Source organism: Phytohabitans houttuyneae (genome assembly GCF_011764425.1).
Taxonomy (GTDB): domain Bacteria; phylum Actinomycetota; class Actinomycetes; order Mycobacteriales; family Micromonosporaceae; genus Phytohabitans; species Phytohabitans houttuyneae.
In genome coordinates this window covers 4927785-4943058 of sequence record NZ_BLPF01000001.1, presented here as the reverse complement: position 1 = coordinate 4943058, position 15274 = coordinate 4927785, and the positions used below count along the sequence as shown (strand labels likewise).

Below are 15274 nucleotides of genomic sequence, written 5' to 3'. Positions count from 1 at the left end.
CGCCCCGCGTCGGCGGGGCGCCATTTATGTCTGATATGTCTACATCATCGGGGTGGAGAGCGCGGCGAGGGCGGTGTGCACCATCACGCGCACCCCGTACCCGATGCAGCGCTCGTCGACGTCGAACCCGGACTGGTGGATGTCCAGCGGCGTCTCGGCGCCCGGGATGCCCGTGCCGAGCCGGATCATCGCGCCCGGCACCTGCTCCACGTAGAAGGCGAAGTCTTCGCCACCCATGCTGATCTCGGCCTCGACCACCCGGTCCGGCCCGAGCGCGGCGCCGGCGGCACCCGCGATGATCGCGGAGGCCATGCGGTCGTTGATCACCGGCGGGACGCCCCGCGTGTAGATCACTTCCGCGTCGGCACCGGTGCCGGCGACCACGTCCTGCACGAGCTTTTTGATCAGCTCGGGCGCCTCGCGCCAGGCGTCGCGGTTGAGCACCCGCACGGTGCCCTTGAGGCTGCCCTCGGAGGGGATCGCGTTGTACGCCTCGCCGGCGTGCACCCGGCCCCAGACCATCGAGACACCGGCCCGCGGGTCGACCCGCCGGTCGAGCAGCGACGGCACGTCGACGATCACCCGGCCGAGCGCGTGCACCAGGTCAGCGGTCAGGTGCGGCCGGGCCGTGTGGCCGCCGCGCCCGCTCAGCCGGACCTCGACCGTGTCGGCCGCCGCCGTGAACGGCCCGGAACGCACGCCCACGAGCCCCGTGGGGAGCTGGGGCGCGCAATGCAGGGCGTAGATGCCGGAAACGTCTTTGAGGCCGCCAGCGGCGATCACGTCGGGCGCGCCGGACGGGATCTGCTCCTCGGCCGGCTGGAACAGCAGCCGCACCCGGCCGGGCAGCTCCCCGCGCTCGGCGAGCTGGGCCAGCGCGAGACCGACGCCCAGGAGGATCGTCGTGTGCACGTCGTGACCGCACGCGTGCGCCACGTTATCCACAGTGGACCGGTACGGAACGTCCTTTGTGTCCATCAGCGGAAGCGCGTCGAGATCGGCGCGGAGAGCGAGCACGCGGTCACCCTCGCCGATGTCGCAGATCACGCCGTTGCCCTTGGGCAGGAAGCGGGGTGAGAGCCCGGCCACAGCGAGCTCGCGGGCCACCAGGGCGGCCGTCTCGAACTCCTGGTTGGAAAGCTCTGGATGGGCGTGAATGTGACGGCGTACGGCTACCAGCTCGGCGCCTCGGGAGGCGAGCCATCGGTCTAGCTGGCCTGGCAACGGGTCGGCCCCTGGTGGTGTCTCGGGCCAGGACGATGCCAGCGGGCTGCCACTGGAGGACAGCGTCAACGCACTCGTCACGTCGGATTCTCGATCACTGTGGATGGGATAGGACTCGGACAGCCTAGACCCAGAACGGTGACGCTGCGCAACATCGTTCTGGTAGCGGTGGGCTCGCGGAGCGTTACGAAAGCCCAGGTAGGAGCGCTCGGCAAGCTGCGGAACACGGTTTGAGTCGCCTTCTAACGCCCCCAAGTGTTCCACACCTCCTACAACGCGTGACGGTCTCGTCGGTCACGTTGGCCACTTCACAAACCAGTAAATCTACTCAAATTTGCCCGCCTGGACGGGTGCGCCATCCACGCGGACGAACGCGATCGGCGGACGGTCAACAGTGGCACGACGGTCGCCCGCCGCCCGCACATCCCGTCCGTCAACCACCGGATACCCCGTGAGTACGGTTCACATTCGCGGATCGTTCGGCGATCCCGCCAGAAAGATCAAAATCGATCGGACGGGCGGTACACACCCCAGACCTCGCGCAGTGCCCCGCTGACCTCCCCTACGGTGGCACGCGCGCGCAACGCTTCCCGCATCGGATAGAGCGCGTTCGCAGTGCCCTCGGCCGCGGCACGCAGCTCGCCAAGAGCGCGTTCGACCGCGCCGGCGTCCCGGTTTCGACGCAGCTCGGCAAGCCTTTCCGCCTGCGCTTTCTCGATGGTCGGGTCGACACGCAGCGGCTCGTACGGCTCCTCTTCGTCCAGAGTGAACCGGTTTAGCCCCACCACGACCCGCTCGCCCGCGTCGATTTCCTGCGCCACCTTGTACGCCGCGGTCTCGATCTCCCGTTTCTGGAAGCCGGCTTCGATCGCCTCGACCGACGAGCCGTGCGCGAACACGCGCTCCATCAGCTCCGTGGCCCCCGCCTCGACCTCGGCGGTCATCGCTTCGACCACATAGGACCCCGCAAATGGGTCCACAGTGGACGTCAAATCGGTCTCGTACGCGAGCACCTGCTGCGTACGCAGCGCGAGGCGAGCCGCCTTTTCGGTCGGCAGTGCGATTGCCTCGTCGAAACTGTTTGTGTGCAACGACTGCGTGCCGCCGAACACCGCGGCCAGCCCCTGCACGGCCACCCGTACCAGGTTGACCTCGGGCTGCTGCGCGGTCAGCTGCACGCCCGCGGTCTGGGTGTGGAACCGGAGCATCCACGACTTCGGGTCCTGCGCGCCGAAGTCTTCGCGCATCAGCCGCGCCCAGATCCGGCGGGCGGCGCGAAACTTCGCGACCTCCTCCAGCAGTGTGGTGCGCGCCACGAAGAAAAACGACAGGCGCGGAGCGAAGTCGTCGATGCCGAGGCCGGCCGCGAGGGCGGCGCGCACGTACTCCACGCCGTTGGCGAGCGTGAACGCGATCTCCTGCACGGGCGTCGCGCCCGCCTCGGCCATGTGGTAGCCGGAGATGGAAATCGTGTTCCAGCGTGGCACCTCCTTGCGGCAGTACCCGAAAGTGTCGGCGACAAGACGCAGGGAGGGCTTCGGCGGGAAGATGTACGTCCCCGGGCGATGTACTCCTTCAGGATGTCGTTCTGGATCGTGCCGTTGAGCGCGGGCCCGGCCACGCCCTGCTCCTCGGCCACCAGCTGATAGAGCAGCAGCAGGATCGAGGCGGGCGCGTTGATCGTCATCGACGTGGAGACCTTGTCGAGCGGGATCCCGTCGAAAAGCAGCCGCATGTCGTCGAGCGAGTCGATCGCGACACCGACCTTGCCCACCTCGCCGTGGGCCACGGGGTCGTCCGAGTCGTACCCCATCTGGGTGGGCAGGTCGAACGCGACCGAGAGGCCGGTCGTGCCCGCGGCGAGCAACTGGTGGTACCGCGCGTTGGACTCGGCAGCGGTGCCGAACCCGGCGTACTGTCGCATGGTCCATGGCCGCGACGTGTACATCGTCCGATACACGCCCCGCGTGTACGGGTACTCGCCCGGCGCACCCAGACGCGACGCGAGCTGATCCGGAAGATCGTTCTCGTCGTATATGGGTTTGATGGGAAAGCCCGACTCGCTCATCACCGGATGGTAGGTCGAAACCAGCCGCGATAGCGTGAGGGATACCACAGAACTTGTACGCTGGGCCGTCAACCAACCACAACCAGTGAACCCGGGCCCCGCGGCTTTTCTCCGGGCGAGCTACCCCGCAAGATAGGGGGTTGGTTTCCCGGCCCCTCGATCCCCCTCGGTGGCATAACCAGTGACTCAGATTCCGACGTGGAGTGGCGGACAAGTCAGCCCCACCAACGGACGCGCGGCACCCGGCACCACCATCGGCGGTCGATACGCGCTGCGTGCGGCCGTGGGGCACGGCGGCATGGGCACGGTCTGGCGTGCGGCCGACACCCTGCTCCGGCGGGACGTGGCGGTCAAGGAGGTCATCCTTCCCCGGGGATGGCGCCCAGCGACCGCGACTCGATGTACGAGCGGACGCTGCGCGAGGCGCGCGCCGCCGCGGCGCTCCAGCACCCGGCCGTCGTGCAGGTCTACGACGTGGTCCACGAGTCCGGGCGGCCCTGGATCGTGATGGAGCTGCTGGACGCCCGCAGCCTCGCCGACATGATCATCGAGGACGGGCCGGTCGCTCCCCGCGCGGTCGCCAAGATCGGCATCGCGCTGCTCGGCGCGCTGGAGGTGGCGCACGCGATCGGCGTGCTGCACCGGGACGTCAAGCCGGCCAATGTGCTGATCTGCACGGACGGCCGCTGCGTGCTCACCGACTTCGGCGTCGCCCGGATGCCCACCGACGTCCAGCTCACCACGCCCGGCATGGTGCTCGGCTCCCCGCACTTCATCTCGCCCGAGCGGGCCATGGGCCAGGACTTCGGCCCGCCCAGCGACCTCTTCTCGCTCGGTGTGACGCTTTACACGGCGGTCGAAGGGCGGCCACCCTTCGACAAGGGTGACCCGATCGAGACCATGCACGCGGTCGTCGAGGACCCGCCCGCCCCGCCGACCCGGGCCGGCGCGCTCACCCAGGTCCTCTTCGGCCTGCTCGAAAAGGACCCGTCGCGGCGCTACGACGTCACGCTCTCCCGCAACATGCTCCGCGAGCTGCTCGCGGGCCCCCTGGCCAGCAAGGCGCCGGCGCACATGATGACCGATCCCTACGCGGTGGTGCCGGCCCAGCGCACCGCCTGGCAGCCGCCGACGCCGGCACCGCCGCAGCCCAGTGGCCAGATCGGCGGCCGGGCGATGCTGCAACCCGGCGAGTCGCTGTCCGACCGCCTGCGCGAGCCGCAGAAGGGTGGCGCGGCGCCGTCCTCGCCCGCGCCGGTCGGCGCCCCGCGGTACGACGAGCCCACCGGAGCCTCCCCGACCGCGCCCATCCCGCCGCACGCGGCCGTCCAGTCGGCGGCTCGCTACGACGCACCCACCGGCGCCCAGCCGGCCTGGGAGCAGGCCGGGTGGGGCCCGCCCGGCGCCCGGCCCGCGGGCAAGGGCGCGGCGCTGGCCGAGACCGCCCGCCGCGCCGGCTCGCAGCTGGTGACCACGGTCAAGGGGTGGCCGCGCAACGTGCAGATCGCCGCGGCCGCCGGTGTCGCCGCCGTGGTGCTGCTCGGCAGCATCGTGCTGCTCAGCGGCGGTGGCGACGACCCCAAGACGCCGGCACAGGCGGGCAACGTGACGTCGGCTCCGGCCGCGCCCGCGTTCGAGACGCAGGCGCACGCCGAGCGCGGCGTCGCGGTCAACGTGCCGAAGGGTTGGAAGAAGTCCAACGGGACGCTCTTCATCGACTACACCGACCCGGCCGACAAGGGACGCCGGGTGCGCATCCTGATCGAAAACTCCAAGTCGGAGCCGCTGCGCTTCCTGCAGAGCGCCGGTAACCGCCTCCGCGACAACGTGGCGAAAAACTGCGCCCGCCCGTACTCGGAGATCGGGCTGTCCGAGGTGGAGGTCGCCGGCAAGCCGGGCGCCGAGCTTGAGTACACGTGCGGCTCCGGCGGCGACATGCGTCACGGGGTGTGGCGGGCGGTCGTCGAGGGCGGCAAGGCGTACTCGTTCTACCTGACCACGCCCGAGACGAAGTTCGCCGACAGCAAGCAGATCTTCGACGAGATGGTGCGCACGTTCCAGCTCACGGCCTGAGGCCGGCGGTGGGTCTTCGGCCACCGGTCGCGCGATCGTAAGGGACACGTGCTATCAAAGCGGCATGGAAACCTCAGCGGAATTCGGTGCCGACGCCGTCATCGTCGGCCGCAGCTCCCAGCCAGACGTTGAGGTCCTGAGCGAGCGCGCACTCGCCTGGCTCGCAGACGACCCTGATCCGGCGAGCCGCGATGAGCTGCGTGCGGTGCTCGATCGGCTCCCGGCCAGCGCGGCCGACCTGGCCGACCGGTTCGCGGGCACGCTTGAGTTCGGCACCGCCGGGCTGCGGGGTCCGCTGCGGGCCGGGCCCAACGGCATGAACCTCGCCGTGGTCACCAGGGCGGCGGCCGGGCTGGTCACGTGGCTCGCCGGCCGGGGGGCGCAGGGTCCGCTCGTCATCGGGTACGACGCGCGGTACGGCTCGAAGGCGTTCGCCGAGCAGACCGCGCGGGTGGCCACGGGTGCCGGCCGGGACGCGCTGGTGCTCCCCCGCCCGCTGCCGACGCCCGTCCTGGCGTACGCGATCCGCAAGCTCGGCGCCGCCGCCGGCGTGATGGTGACGGCCAGCCACAACCCGCCGCAGGACAACGGCTACAAGGTGTACCTGGACGACGGTGCGCAGATCGTGCCCCCGGTCGACCGGGAGATCGAGGCGGCGATCCAGGCGGTCGGGCGGATCGCGGACGTGCCGGTCGGCGAGCCGGGCCAGGTGCTCGGCGAGGATATCGTGACGTCCTATGTAGACGGCGCCATGTCGGTGCTCGACCCGGACACCTCGCGCGACCTCTTGGTGGCGTACACGCCGCTGCACGGTGTCGGCGCGGCGGTGCTGGCTTCCGCGTTCGCGCGCGCCGGGTTCGACCGGCCGGCCGTGGTGCCGGAGCAGGCCGAGCCCGATCCGGCGTTTCCCACCGTCGCGTTTCCGAACCCGGAGGAGCCGGGCGCGATCGACCGGGTCATCGCGCTCGCCACGGCCAACGGCGCGGACATCGCGATCGCCAACGACCCGGACGCGGACCGGTGCGCGGTGGCGATCCCCGACCCCGCGCGGGGTTGGCGGATGCTCCGCGGCGACGAGGTGGGCGTGCTGATCGCCGACCACCTCATGCGGCAGGGCAAGCGCGGGCTGTACGCGACGACGATCGTGTCGTCCTCCCTGCTCAAGGCGATGTGCGCGGCGCGCGGGGTGGCGTACGCGGAGACGCTCACCGGCTTCAAGTGGATCGTGCGGGCCGGCGACGGGCTCGTGTTCGGGTACGAGGAGGCGCTCGGCTACTGCGTGGCGCCCGACCATGTGCGCGACAAGGACGGCATCACCGCCGCGCTGACCGTGGCCGAGCTCGCGGCCGGGCTGAAGGCCGAGCTGCGCACGCTCGCCGACCGGCTGGACGACCTGGCCGCCGAGTTCGGCGTATACGTGACCGACCAGCTCTCGGTGCGGGTCGACGCGCCGCACGAGATCCAGGACATCATGTCCCACCTGCGGCAGAAGACGCCCGACGCGTTTCTCGACGACCCGATCACGTCGGTGGAGGACCTGCTGCCGGATGCGGACGTGGTGATCCTGCGTACCGAGTCCGCGCGTGTCGTGGTCCGCCCGTCGGGCACCGAGCCGAAGCTCAAGGCGTACCTCGAGGTGGTCGAGCAGGTCGTCGACGACGACGTGGCCGGCGCGCGCGAGCGTGCCACCGCCTCGGTCCGCGCGCTGCGCACGGAGACGGCGGCCGCCCTCGGTATCTGGTAGCGCCCGGTCAGCCGGCGGGGGTCGCCGGGCGGGCCGCGCCGAGCGCCTGCTCGATGGCCTTCGCCAGCGCGGCGATGACCAGCGCGACGCTGGGGCGGATCGTCGACTCCTCCAGGCTCACGCTGCCGGTGAAGCCGGCGCCGCCGCCGATCTTCTCCAGCTGGCTGTGCGCCTCCTGGATCTCCTCGCCGGACAGGCCCAGCGTCGGCTCCATCCGCACGGCCGCCACGAGCGTGGCCAGCGCCGCCGTGCGCTCGGCGGGGATCTCCTCGCCGGTCAGCGCCTTGCCGAGCCGATCGCGCACCTCGGTCTCCACCGACGCGTCGATCGTCGGGTAGCGGTGCAGGTGGACGAACCCGTCCATCGCCGTCTCGTCGACGTCGCGGATGACCCCGCGGGCGCACAGGTCGGCCAGCACGCGGGCGCGCAACCCGTGGCGCAGCCGCTGCACCCAGGAAGCGGGCGTGTGCGGGGTGTCGGCCGCGATCCGGCTCAGCACGTCGTCGGCGATGGCCTCGCCGGTGGGCTTGTCGTTGACCGCGATGATCGTGCCGTCGGAGTACGCGATCCGGCCGGCCAGGGCCAGCTCCACCAGTACGGCCGCCGCCATGCCCAGGTCAAGGCCGATCCGGGATCCGATGGCTTTGCCGGACTCGTTGTCGTACGCGAGCAGCAGCAGTTCCTCGGGAAGGGCAACGGAGCTCATGGCCCGGAACGCTAGCCGGTCCGCGCGGATCATGCACTAACCTCCCACCGGTGCAGGCCATACTCGCGACGCTCGGGTACGTCTTGTCGCCTGACCGGCGCCGACTGCTCATGATCCATCGCAACGCGCGACCGGACGACGTGCACTTCGGATACCACAACGGGCTGGGCGGCAAACTCGAGCCGGACGAGGACGTGGCGGCCGGGATGCGGCGGGAGATCCGCGAGGAGGCCGGCATCGAGTGCGGCGCCCTCGACCTGGCCGGCACCGTCTCGTGGCCAGGCTTCGGGCGGGACGGCACGCACTGGTTCGGCTTCCTCTTCCGGGTGCCGGAGTGGACCGGCGAGCCGTACGAGCGCAACCACGAGGGCACGCTGGTGTGGCGCGACGTGGCGGACGTACTCGCGGGCCGCGTGCCCATGTGGGAGAGCGACCGGCACTTCCTGCCGCTTGTGTTCGCGGACCGGCCGCGCCCCTTCCACGGGGTGATGCCGTTCGCGAACGGCCGGGCCACGAGCTGGTCGTACACCGAGCTCTAAAAGGCTAGAAGCGGGGCATGCCGCCGAACTGGCGGTCGCCGGCGTCGCCCAGGCCGGGCACGATGAACGCCTTGTCGTTGAGTCCCTCGTCGATCGAGGCCGTGACCAGGCGCAACGGGAGGCCGGAGCGCTCCAGGCGCTCGATGCCGGCGGGGGCGGCGAGCACGCAGAGCACGATGATGTCGGTGCAGCCGCGGTCGGCCAGCAGGCGGCAGCAGTGCTCCAGCGAGCCGCCCGTGGCGAGCATCGGGTCGAGCACGAAGACCGGCAGCCCGGCGAGGTCGACCGGGAGCGACTCCATGTACGCCCGCGGCTCGAACGTGTGCTCGTCGCGGGCCAGCCCCACGAACCCCATCGACGACTCCGGCAGCAGCGCGAGCGCGGCGTCGGCCATGCCCAGGCCGGCCCGCAGCACCGGCACCAGCAGCGGCGGGTTGGCCAGGCGGGTGCCCTGCGTCGGGGCGACCGGCGTCTGGATCGGATAGTGCTCGACGGCCAGGGTGCGAGCTGCCTCGTACACGAGCATGGTGGTGAGCTCGTGGAGCGCGGCGCGGAATGCCGCCGAGTCGGTGCGGGCGTCGCGCATGGCGGTGAGGCGCGACTGGGCCAACGGGTGGTCAACGACGAGTACGTCCACGGCGGTCAACCTACCGTTCGCGTGTCTAGACTCGCGGTATGACGGCGACAGCGACGTCGGCGGCGCTGGCCGACATAGGGCGCTCTGATGCGACATTACGCGCTTTTCTGCACGGATTGCCCGGTGTAGACCAGGTCGGCGCCGAGCAGCGGGCCGCGATGCTGAGCACCCGTTCGATCAAGACGAGCGCCAAGGCCTGGGCCATCGACCTGGCCATCCGCATGGTCGACCTGACCACGCTGGAGGGCGCGGACACGCCGGGCAAAGTGCGCGCTCTCTCCGCCAAGGCCCGCCGCCCCGACCCGGCCGACCCGACCTGCCCAGCCGTCGCCGCGCTCTGCGTCTACCCGTCGATGGTGCCGGTCGCGGCCCCCGAGCTCGCCGGCTCGGGCGTCCACCTGGCCAGCGTGGCGACCGCGTTTCCGTCCGGGCAGGCACCGCTCGACGTCAAGCTCGCCGACACCAGGGCCGCGGTCGCGGCCGGGGCCGACGAGATCGACATGGTGATCAACCGGGGAGCCTTCCTCTCCGGGCGGTACCAGGAGGTGTACGACGAGATCGTCGCCGTCAAGGACGCCTGCGGCGACGCGCACCTCAAGGTCATCCTGGAGACCGGCGAGCTGGCCACGTACGACAACGTGCGCCGCGCGTCCTGGCTCGCGATGCTGGCCGGCGGCGACTTCATCAAGACATCGACGGGCAAGGTGCCGGTCGCGGCGACGCTGCCGGTGACGCTGGTGATGCTCGAGGCCGTGCGCGACTTCCGCGCCGCGTCGGGGCGGCAGGTGGGCGTCAAGCCGGCGGGTGGCATCCGCACGACTAAGGACGCGATCAAGTACCTCGTGGTGGTCAACGAGACCGCGGGCGAAGACTGGCTCGACCCGGACTGGTTCCGGTTCGGGGCGTCCACGCTCCTCAACGACCTGCTGATGCAGCGTACAAAGCTGGCGACCGGGCGCTACTCCGGTCCGGACTACTTCACTGTGGACTGACGATGTTCGAATACGCTCCCGCGCCCGAGTCGCGCTCCATTGTGGACATCAAGCCGTCCTACGGCCTGTTCGTCAACGGGCAGTGGATAGACGGCGAGGTACGCAACAAGACGGTCAACCCGGCCAACGAGGAAGTGCTCGCCGAGGTCGCCTGGGCCACCGAGTCCGAAGTAGACGGTGCGGTGCGGGCGGCGCGCGCGGCGTACGACGACGTGTGGTCGAAGATGCCCGGCCGCGAGCGGGCCAAGTACCTCTTCCGCATCGCCCGCATCATCCAGGAGCGGGCGCGCGAGCTGGCCGTGCTGGAGTCGCTCGACAACGGCAAGCCGATCCGCGAGTCCCGCGACGTCGACGTGCCGCTCGTCGCCGCCCACTTCTTCTACTACGCGGGGTGGGCCGACAAGCTGGGGTACGCCGGCTTCGGCCCCTCGCCGCGGCCGGTCGGCGTCGCCGGCCAGGTCATCCCGTGGAACTTCCCGCTGCTCATGCTGGCCTGGAAGATCGCGCCCGCGCTGGCCGCCGGCAACACGGTCGTGCTCAAGCCGGCCGAGACGACGCCGCTGACCGCGCTCGTCTTCGCGGAGATCTGCCAGGAGGCCGAGCTGCCACCCGGCGTGGTCAACATCGTGACCGGCGCGGGTGAGACCGGGCACGCGCTGGTGTCGCACGCGGGCGTCGACAAGGTGGCGTTCACCGGGTCGACGGACGTGGGGCGGGCCATCGCGCGCGCGGTGGCCGGCACCCGCAAGAAGCTCACGCTGGAGCTCGGCGGCAAGGCGGCCAACATCGTCTTCGATGACGCCCCGATCGACCAGGCCGTCGAGGGCATCGTCAACGGCATCTTCTTCAACCAGGGGCACGTCTGCTGCGCCGGTTCGCGGCTGCTGATCCAGGAGTCGGTGTACGACGAGGTGCTCGCCTCCCTCAAGCGGCGGATGGCGCTGCTGCGCGTCGGCGACCCGCTGGACAAGAACACCGACATCGGCGCGATCAACTCCGCCGCGCAGCTGGAGCGCATCCGCACGCTCTCGGACATCGGCGCCTCCGAGGGTGCCGCCCGCTGGTCGCCCCCGTGTGAGCTGCCCGACCGGGGGTTCTGGTTCGCGCCGACGATCTTCACGGGCGTGACGCAGGCGCACCGCATCGCCCGCGAGGAGATCTTCGGGCCGGTGCTGTCGGTGCTCACCTTCCGCACGCCCGCCGAGGCCGTCGAAAAAGCCAACAACACGCCGTACGGGCTCTCGGCCGGCGTCTGGACGGACAAGGGCTCGCGCATCCTGTGGATGGCCGACCGGCTGCGCGCCGGCGTGGTGTGGGCCAACACGTTCAACAAGTTCGACCCGACGTCACCGTTCGGCGGGTACAAGGAGTCCGGCTACGGTCGCGAGGGCGGCCGGCACGGGTTGGAGGCCTACCTCGATGTCTAGGCTCGCCGTCAGGAAGACGTACAAGCTCTTCATCGGGGGCAAGTTTCCACGGAGCGAGTCAGGGCGGTCTTATCTCGTGCAGGACGCCAACGTGGCACTGGCCTCGCGCAAGGACGTGCGCGACGCGGTGCTCGCCGCCCGCGCGGCGGTGAAGGGCTGGTCGGGCACCACGGCGTACAACCGGGGCCAGATCCTCTACCGCGCGGCCGAGATGCTGGAGGGGCGGCGCGACCAGTTCGTGGCGCTGGGCGAGCCCGAGGCCGAGGTGGACGCGGCCATCGACCGCTGGGTCTGGTACGCCGGCTGGTCCGACAAGATCGCCCAGGTGTACGGCAACGCCAACCCGGTGGCCGGCCCGTACTTCAACATCTCCTCGCCCGAGCCCACCGGCGTGGTCGGCGTGGTCGCCCCGCCCGAGTCCCCGCTGCTCGGCCTGGTCAGCGTGGTGGCGCCCGCGATCGTCACCGGCAACACGGTGGTGGTGCTGGCCGCCGAGGGACGCCCGCTGGCCGCGGTCACGCTCGCGGAGGTGCTGGCCACGTCCGACCTGCCCGGTGGTGTGGTCAACATCCTGACCGGCAAGGTGGCCGAGACGGCGCCGTGGCTGGCCGCCCACATGGACGTCAACGGGCTCGACCTGACCGGCGTACACGAGGCGGCGCTGGCGACGTCGCTGGAAGAGGCCGCCGCGGAAAACCTCAAGCGCGTGGTGCGCCCGGCGGTCGGGTCGGTGGACTGGAGCGCGGACCCGGGGATCGGCCGCATGACCGCCTTCCTGGAGACCAAGACCGTCTGGCACCCCAAGGGCGTCTGAGAACCAGGCAGCTAACCGCCCGACTCAAGCGTGGTGAGGCGGCCTGGCCGGTGCGCTCGTAGGCGCCGGAGGCGCCGAGCTTGAAGAACTCGACGGTGGCGTCCCGGCGGTCGGTCGGGTGCCGTCCTGGTGATCCGCAAGCCCTGACCGGTGTAGGCGTTCGGGCGGAGCCCGGCGATCCGGCGACGGACGTCCGAGTGCCAGAGGTCCCGCGCCGCGCTGCGGTTCGCGCAGGTCGACCGGCAGCGTGATCACGGCACTCCTCACCTGGACAGCGTGCCGACGCGGCCAGTGGACTGCCTACCCCAAGGGGTGGGACGTACGGAGGCGGATACGCGGGGTGGGTCGGTAGGATCGATGGCGTGATGCGGCTAGGTGAGTTGGAACGTGCGGTCATGGACGTGCTGTGGGATCGCGGCACGCCGTTGACCGTGCGGGAGGTCGCCGAGGCCCTGCACAACCGCGAGCTGGCGTACACCACGGTCATGACGGTCCTGGACCGGCTCGCCGGCAAGGAAATGGTTGAGCGGGAGCGGGCCGGGCGGGCGTGGAGCTACCGGCCGGCGGCCAGCCGCGAGGCGTACATCGCTCAGCTCATGCTCGACGCCCTCGACCTCTCCAGCAGCCGCGACGCGGCGCTCGTGCGCTTCGCCCGCTCGGTGAGCGGCACGGAGGCCGAGGTCCTGCGGGCGGCCCTGGATCAGGAAGCCGCGGACGGGAAAGACTGACCGCGATGGTGTACGCCGTGCATTTCGCCGTCGCCGTGCTGGCGTGCTACGCCATCGCCCAGGTGCTCACCCGTTCCACGTGGACGTACAACTCGCCGCGCGTGGCGATCATCTGCTGGCAGGCGGTGGGGCTCGCCCTCGGCCTGGCGGCGATCGGCCTGCCCCTCGCGGCCGGGCTCGCGCCCTACAACGACGGCGTGGGCGACGCGCTGGTGCGGCTCGCCTCGGGTGAGCTGGCTCCGGGCTTCGGGCTGGCGCACGCGGTGTCGGTGGCGGGCGGGTTCGCCGTCGGCGGCGTGCTGATCGGCACCACCGTCGTCTGCGGCCTCCGCGCCCTCAGCGCCCAGCGCCGCCACCGCGACCTGCTCACGCTCGTCGCCCGCGACGACCCGGCCGCGCCGGGTGCGCTGGTGCTCGACCACCCGAGCGCCGCCGCCTACTGCCTGCCCGGCGTGCGCCCGACCGTCGTGGTCAGTGCCGGCACGCTCAGCCTGCTCGACCGGCCCCAGCTCGCCGCGGTGCTCAGCCACGAGCAGGCGCACGCCGACGAGCGGCACGATCTGGTGCTGCTCCCGTTCACCGCGCTGTGCCGGGCGCTGCCATGGGCGGCCTGGGTGCACGCCGCGCGCGACACCGTGGCGTTGCTTGTCGAGATGCGGGCCGACGACCGGGCCCGGCGGCTGCACATGGACGGCGCGCTCGCGGCCGCGCTCCTGCGCTTCGCCTCGGCGCCGTCCCGCGTGACGCCGGCCGGCGCGCTCGGCATCGCCGAGAGCCGGGCCACCCGCCCGCTGCCGATCACGCTCAGCGTCGCCGACAGCCACATCGACGCGCGCGTGCACCGGCTGCTCATCGGCGCGCGGCCACCGCGGGTCCGCGGCGCGATCGCGCTCGGCGTCACCGCGACCCTCGTCGTCACGACGGTCGCTCTCTTCATCGGTTAGCCCTCGCCAGGGCCGGGTCCGGGCATCACTGTACTGTCATCTACTACGGGGCGTCGTAGTATTAGGTAGACGCTCTACATGTAGGCTGACTGAAGAGTCGACCTGGGAGGGCTTATGGACCCGCTTCTCCTCGCGCGCCTTCAGTTCGCGACCACCACCTCGATCCACTTCCTCTTCGTGCTCGTCACGCTCGGCCTCGTCACGCTGCTGGTCTACCTGCAGACCGCGTGGTTCGTCACCCGCAAGCCGGTGTACGAGCGGCTGACCCGCTTCTGGGGGACCTTCTACCTGGTCAACTACGCGCTCGGCATCACCACGGGCATCGTGATGGAGTTCCAGTTCGGGCTGAACTGGAGCGGCCTCTCGCGCTACGTCGGAAACGTCTTCGGCGCACCGCTGGCGATCGAGACGCTGGTGGCGTTCTTCCTGGAGTCCACGCTGCTCGGCATGTGGATCTTCGGGTGGCACCGGCTGCGGCGCGGCGCGCACCTCGCCCTCCTCTATGGCGTCGCCATCACCGCGTACGCGTCGGCCTTCTGGATCCTCGTCGCCAACTCGTGGCTTCAGAATCCCGTGGGGTACCGCGAGGACGGGGGCGTCGCGCACCTCGCCGACTTCGGCGCGCTGCTGCGCAACCCGGCGTTCGGCAACGCGTTCGGCCATGTGGTGTCGGCCGCGCTGACCACCGGCGGCTTCCTGGTGGCCGGGATCAGCGCGTGGCAGCTGATCCGCCGTACCCCGGACTACGAGGCGTTCCGCAAGTCGCTGCGGATCGGTGTGGTCACCGCGAGCCTCGGCACCTCGCTCGTGATGGGCTTCGGCTTCGCCCAGTTCGGCTACCTCGGCGAGATCCAGCCGACCAAGTTCGGCAGCGAGGAGGACAAGGCGGCCGCGGCGGCCGACTTCGCCGCGCGGTTCGGCGGGAGTCCGGCCGACTATCTGCCGCCGGCGTGGGTGGGCGCGCCGCTCGGCTTCATGATCCTCATCGCGTTCACGCTGATGTGGGTCTGGGTGTTCATCCCGTTCTTCTACCGCGACTGGATCATCCGCCTGAAGGTGCCGCTCTACCTGCTGCTGGTCGCCACCCCGCTGCCGTTCGTCGCGGCGATCTTCGGGTGGCTGTTCCGGGAGGTCGGCCGCCAGCCCTGGGCCGTGTACGGCCTGCTGCGCACCGAAGACGCCGTGACCAGGACGAGCGGCGCGGTGATGCTCACCTCGTACATCGGCTTCACCGTGCTGCTGCTCGGCCTCGCGGTCGCCGACTGGGTGCTCCTCGCCCGCGTCGCGCACCGGGGCACCGCCGACCCCGCGCTCGGCCGCCGGCCGGACGAGCCGCTCGCCGAACCCGCCGACCGGCCCGAGCCGGTCCTGGCCTGAC

Annotated in this window: 10 protein-coding genes and 3 pseudogenes; 9 read left to right on the top strand and 4 right to left on the bottom strand. The window is 71.0% G+C overall.

Features of this window, described 5'->3' with window-relative positions:
* Positions 1 to 39: 39 nt before the first annotated feature.
* A complete protein-coding gene (locus tag Phou_RS22855) occupies positions 40 to 1305 on the bottom strand; it encodes an amidohydrolase (protein WP_173057870.1) in 1266 nt (421 codons plus the stop codon).
* 419 nt (positions 1306 to 1724) lie between these two features.
* Positions 1725 to 3292 (bottom strand): annotated as a pseudogene (locus Phou_RS22850) (acyl-CoA mutase large subunit family protein).
* 181 nt (positions 3293 to 3473) lie between these two features.
* Here Phou_RS22850 and Phou_RS22845 point away from each other — a divergent pair.
* Together Phou_RS22845 and Phou_RS22840 are read left to right on the top strand one after the other, a co-directional pair.
* Positions 3474 to 5365, top strand: a pseudogene (locus Phou_RS22845) (protein kinase domain-containing protein).
* Positions 5366 to 5429: 64 nt separating this feature from the next.
* Positions 5430 to 7109 (top strand): phospho-sugar mutase, encoded by a 1680-nt coding sequence (locus tag Phou_RS22840; protein ID WP_173057869.1) that lies wholly within the window; start codon positions 5430 to 5432, stop codon positions 7107 to 7109.
* A gap of 7 nt (positions 7110 to 7116) precedes the next feature.
* Here the strand turns inward: Phou_RS22840 and Phou_RS22835 are convergent, their stop codons facing one another.
* On the bottom strand, positions 7117 to 7815 hold the full coding sequence (locus Phou_RS22835; protein ID WP_173057868.1) for a GOLPH3/VPS74 family protein: 699 nt from the start codon (positions 7813 to 7815) through the stop codon (positions 7117 to 7119).
* Between the two features lie 50 nt (positions 7816 to 7865).
* Between Phou_RS22835 and Phou_RS22830 the strand changes: the two genes are divergently transcribed.
* Positions 7866 to 8354 (top strand): NUDIX hydrolase, encoded by a 489-nt coding sequence (locus Phou_RS22830; protein WP_173057867.1) that lies wholly within the window; start codon positions 7866 to 7868, stop codon positions 8352 to 8354.
* A gap of 4 nt (positions 8355 to 8358) precedes the next feature.
* Here Phou_RS22830 and upp read toward each other — a convergent pair whose 3' ends face one another.
* Positions 8359 to 8991 carry a uracil phosphoribosyltransferase gene (gene upp, locus Phou_RS22825; protein ID WP_173057866.1) on the bottom strand — a complete coding sequence of 211 codons (633 nt, stop codon included), beginning with the start codon at positions 8989 to 8991 and terminating at the stop codon, positions 8359 to 8361.
* A 38-nt stretch (positions 8992 to 9029) separates the two neighbouring features.
* On the opposite strand from upp, the gene deoC reads away from it, so the two are divergent.
* The 6 genes and pseudogenes from deoC to Phou_RS22795 all read left to right on the top strand — a co-directional run bounded on the left by deoC (position 9030) and on the right by Phou_RS22795 (position 15273).
* A complete protein-coding gene (gene deoC / locus Phou_RS22820; protein ID WP_173057865.1) occupies positions 9030 to 9983 on the top strand; it encodes a deoxyribose-phosphate aldolase in 954 nt (317 codons plus the stop codon).
* Between the two features lie 2 nt (positions 9984 to 9985).
* Positions 9986 to 11410: an aldehyde dehydrogenase family protein gene (locus tag Phou_RS22815; protein WP_173057864.1), complete on the top strand. Its 1425-nt coding sequence runs from the start codon at positions 9986 to 9988 to the stop codon at positions 11408 to 11410.
* Positions 11403 to 12224 (top strand): aldehyde dehydrogenase family protein, encoded by an 822-nt coding sequence (locus Phou_RS22810; protein ID WP_173057863.1) that lies wholly within the window; start codon positions 11403 to 11405, stop codon positions 12222 to 12224. Before Phou_RS22815 ends, Phou_RS22810 begins: the two co-directional genes overlap by 8 nt.
* 362 nt (positions 12225 to 12586) lie before the next feature.
* A pseudogene (locus tag Phou_RS22805) lies at positions 12587 to 12922 on the top strand (BlaI/MecI/CopY family transcriptional regulator); the annotation flags it as partial.
* Between the two features lie 35 nt (positions 12923 to 12957).
* A complete protein-coding gene (locus Phou_RS22800; RefSeq protein ID WP_173057861.1) occupies positions 12958 to 13896 on the top strand; it encodes a M56 family metallopeptidase in 939 nt (312 codons plus the stop codon).
* A 114-nt stretch (positions 13897 to 14010) separates the two neighbouring features.
* Positions 14011 to 15273: a cytochrome ubiquinol oxidase subunit I gene (locus Phou_RS22795; protein ID WP_173057860.1), complete on the top strand. Its 1263-nt coding sequence runs from the start codon at positions 14011 to 14013 to the stop codon at positions 15271 to 15273.
* The last annotated feature ends 1 nt before the right edge of the window (position 15274 follow it).

Bases quoted from the DNA above. Each gene is read 5' to 3' on its own strand.
- Phou_RS22840 (WP_173057869.1), top strand. From the start codon at position 5,430: ATGGAAACCTCAGCGGAATTCGGTGCCGACGCCGTCATCGTCGGCCGC.
- Phou_RS22835 (WP_173057868.1), bottom strand. From the start codon at position 7,815: ATGAGCTCCGTTGCCCTTCCCGAGGAACTGCTGCTGCTCGCGTACGAC.
- deoC (WP_173057865.1), top strand. From the start codon at position 9,030: ATGACGGCGACAGCGACGTCGGCGGCGCTGGCCGACATAGGGCGCTCT.
- Phou_RS22815 (WP_173057864.1), top strand. From the start codon at position 9,986: ATGTTCGAATACGCTCCCGCGCCCGAGTCGCGCTCCATTGTGGACATC.
- Phou_RS22810 (WP_173057863.1), top strand. From the start codon at position 11,403: ATGTCTAGGCTCGCCGTCAGGAAGACGTACAAGCTCTTCATCGGGGGC.
- Phou_RS22800 (WP_173057861.1), top strand. From the start codon at position 12,958: ATGGTGTACGCCGTGCATTTCGCCGTCGCCGTGCTGGCGTGCTACGCC.
- Phou_RS22795 (WP_173057860.1), top strand. From the start codon at position 14,011: ATGGACCCGCTTCTCCTCGCGCGCCTTCAGTTCGCGACCACCACCTCG.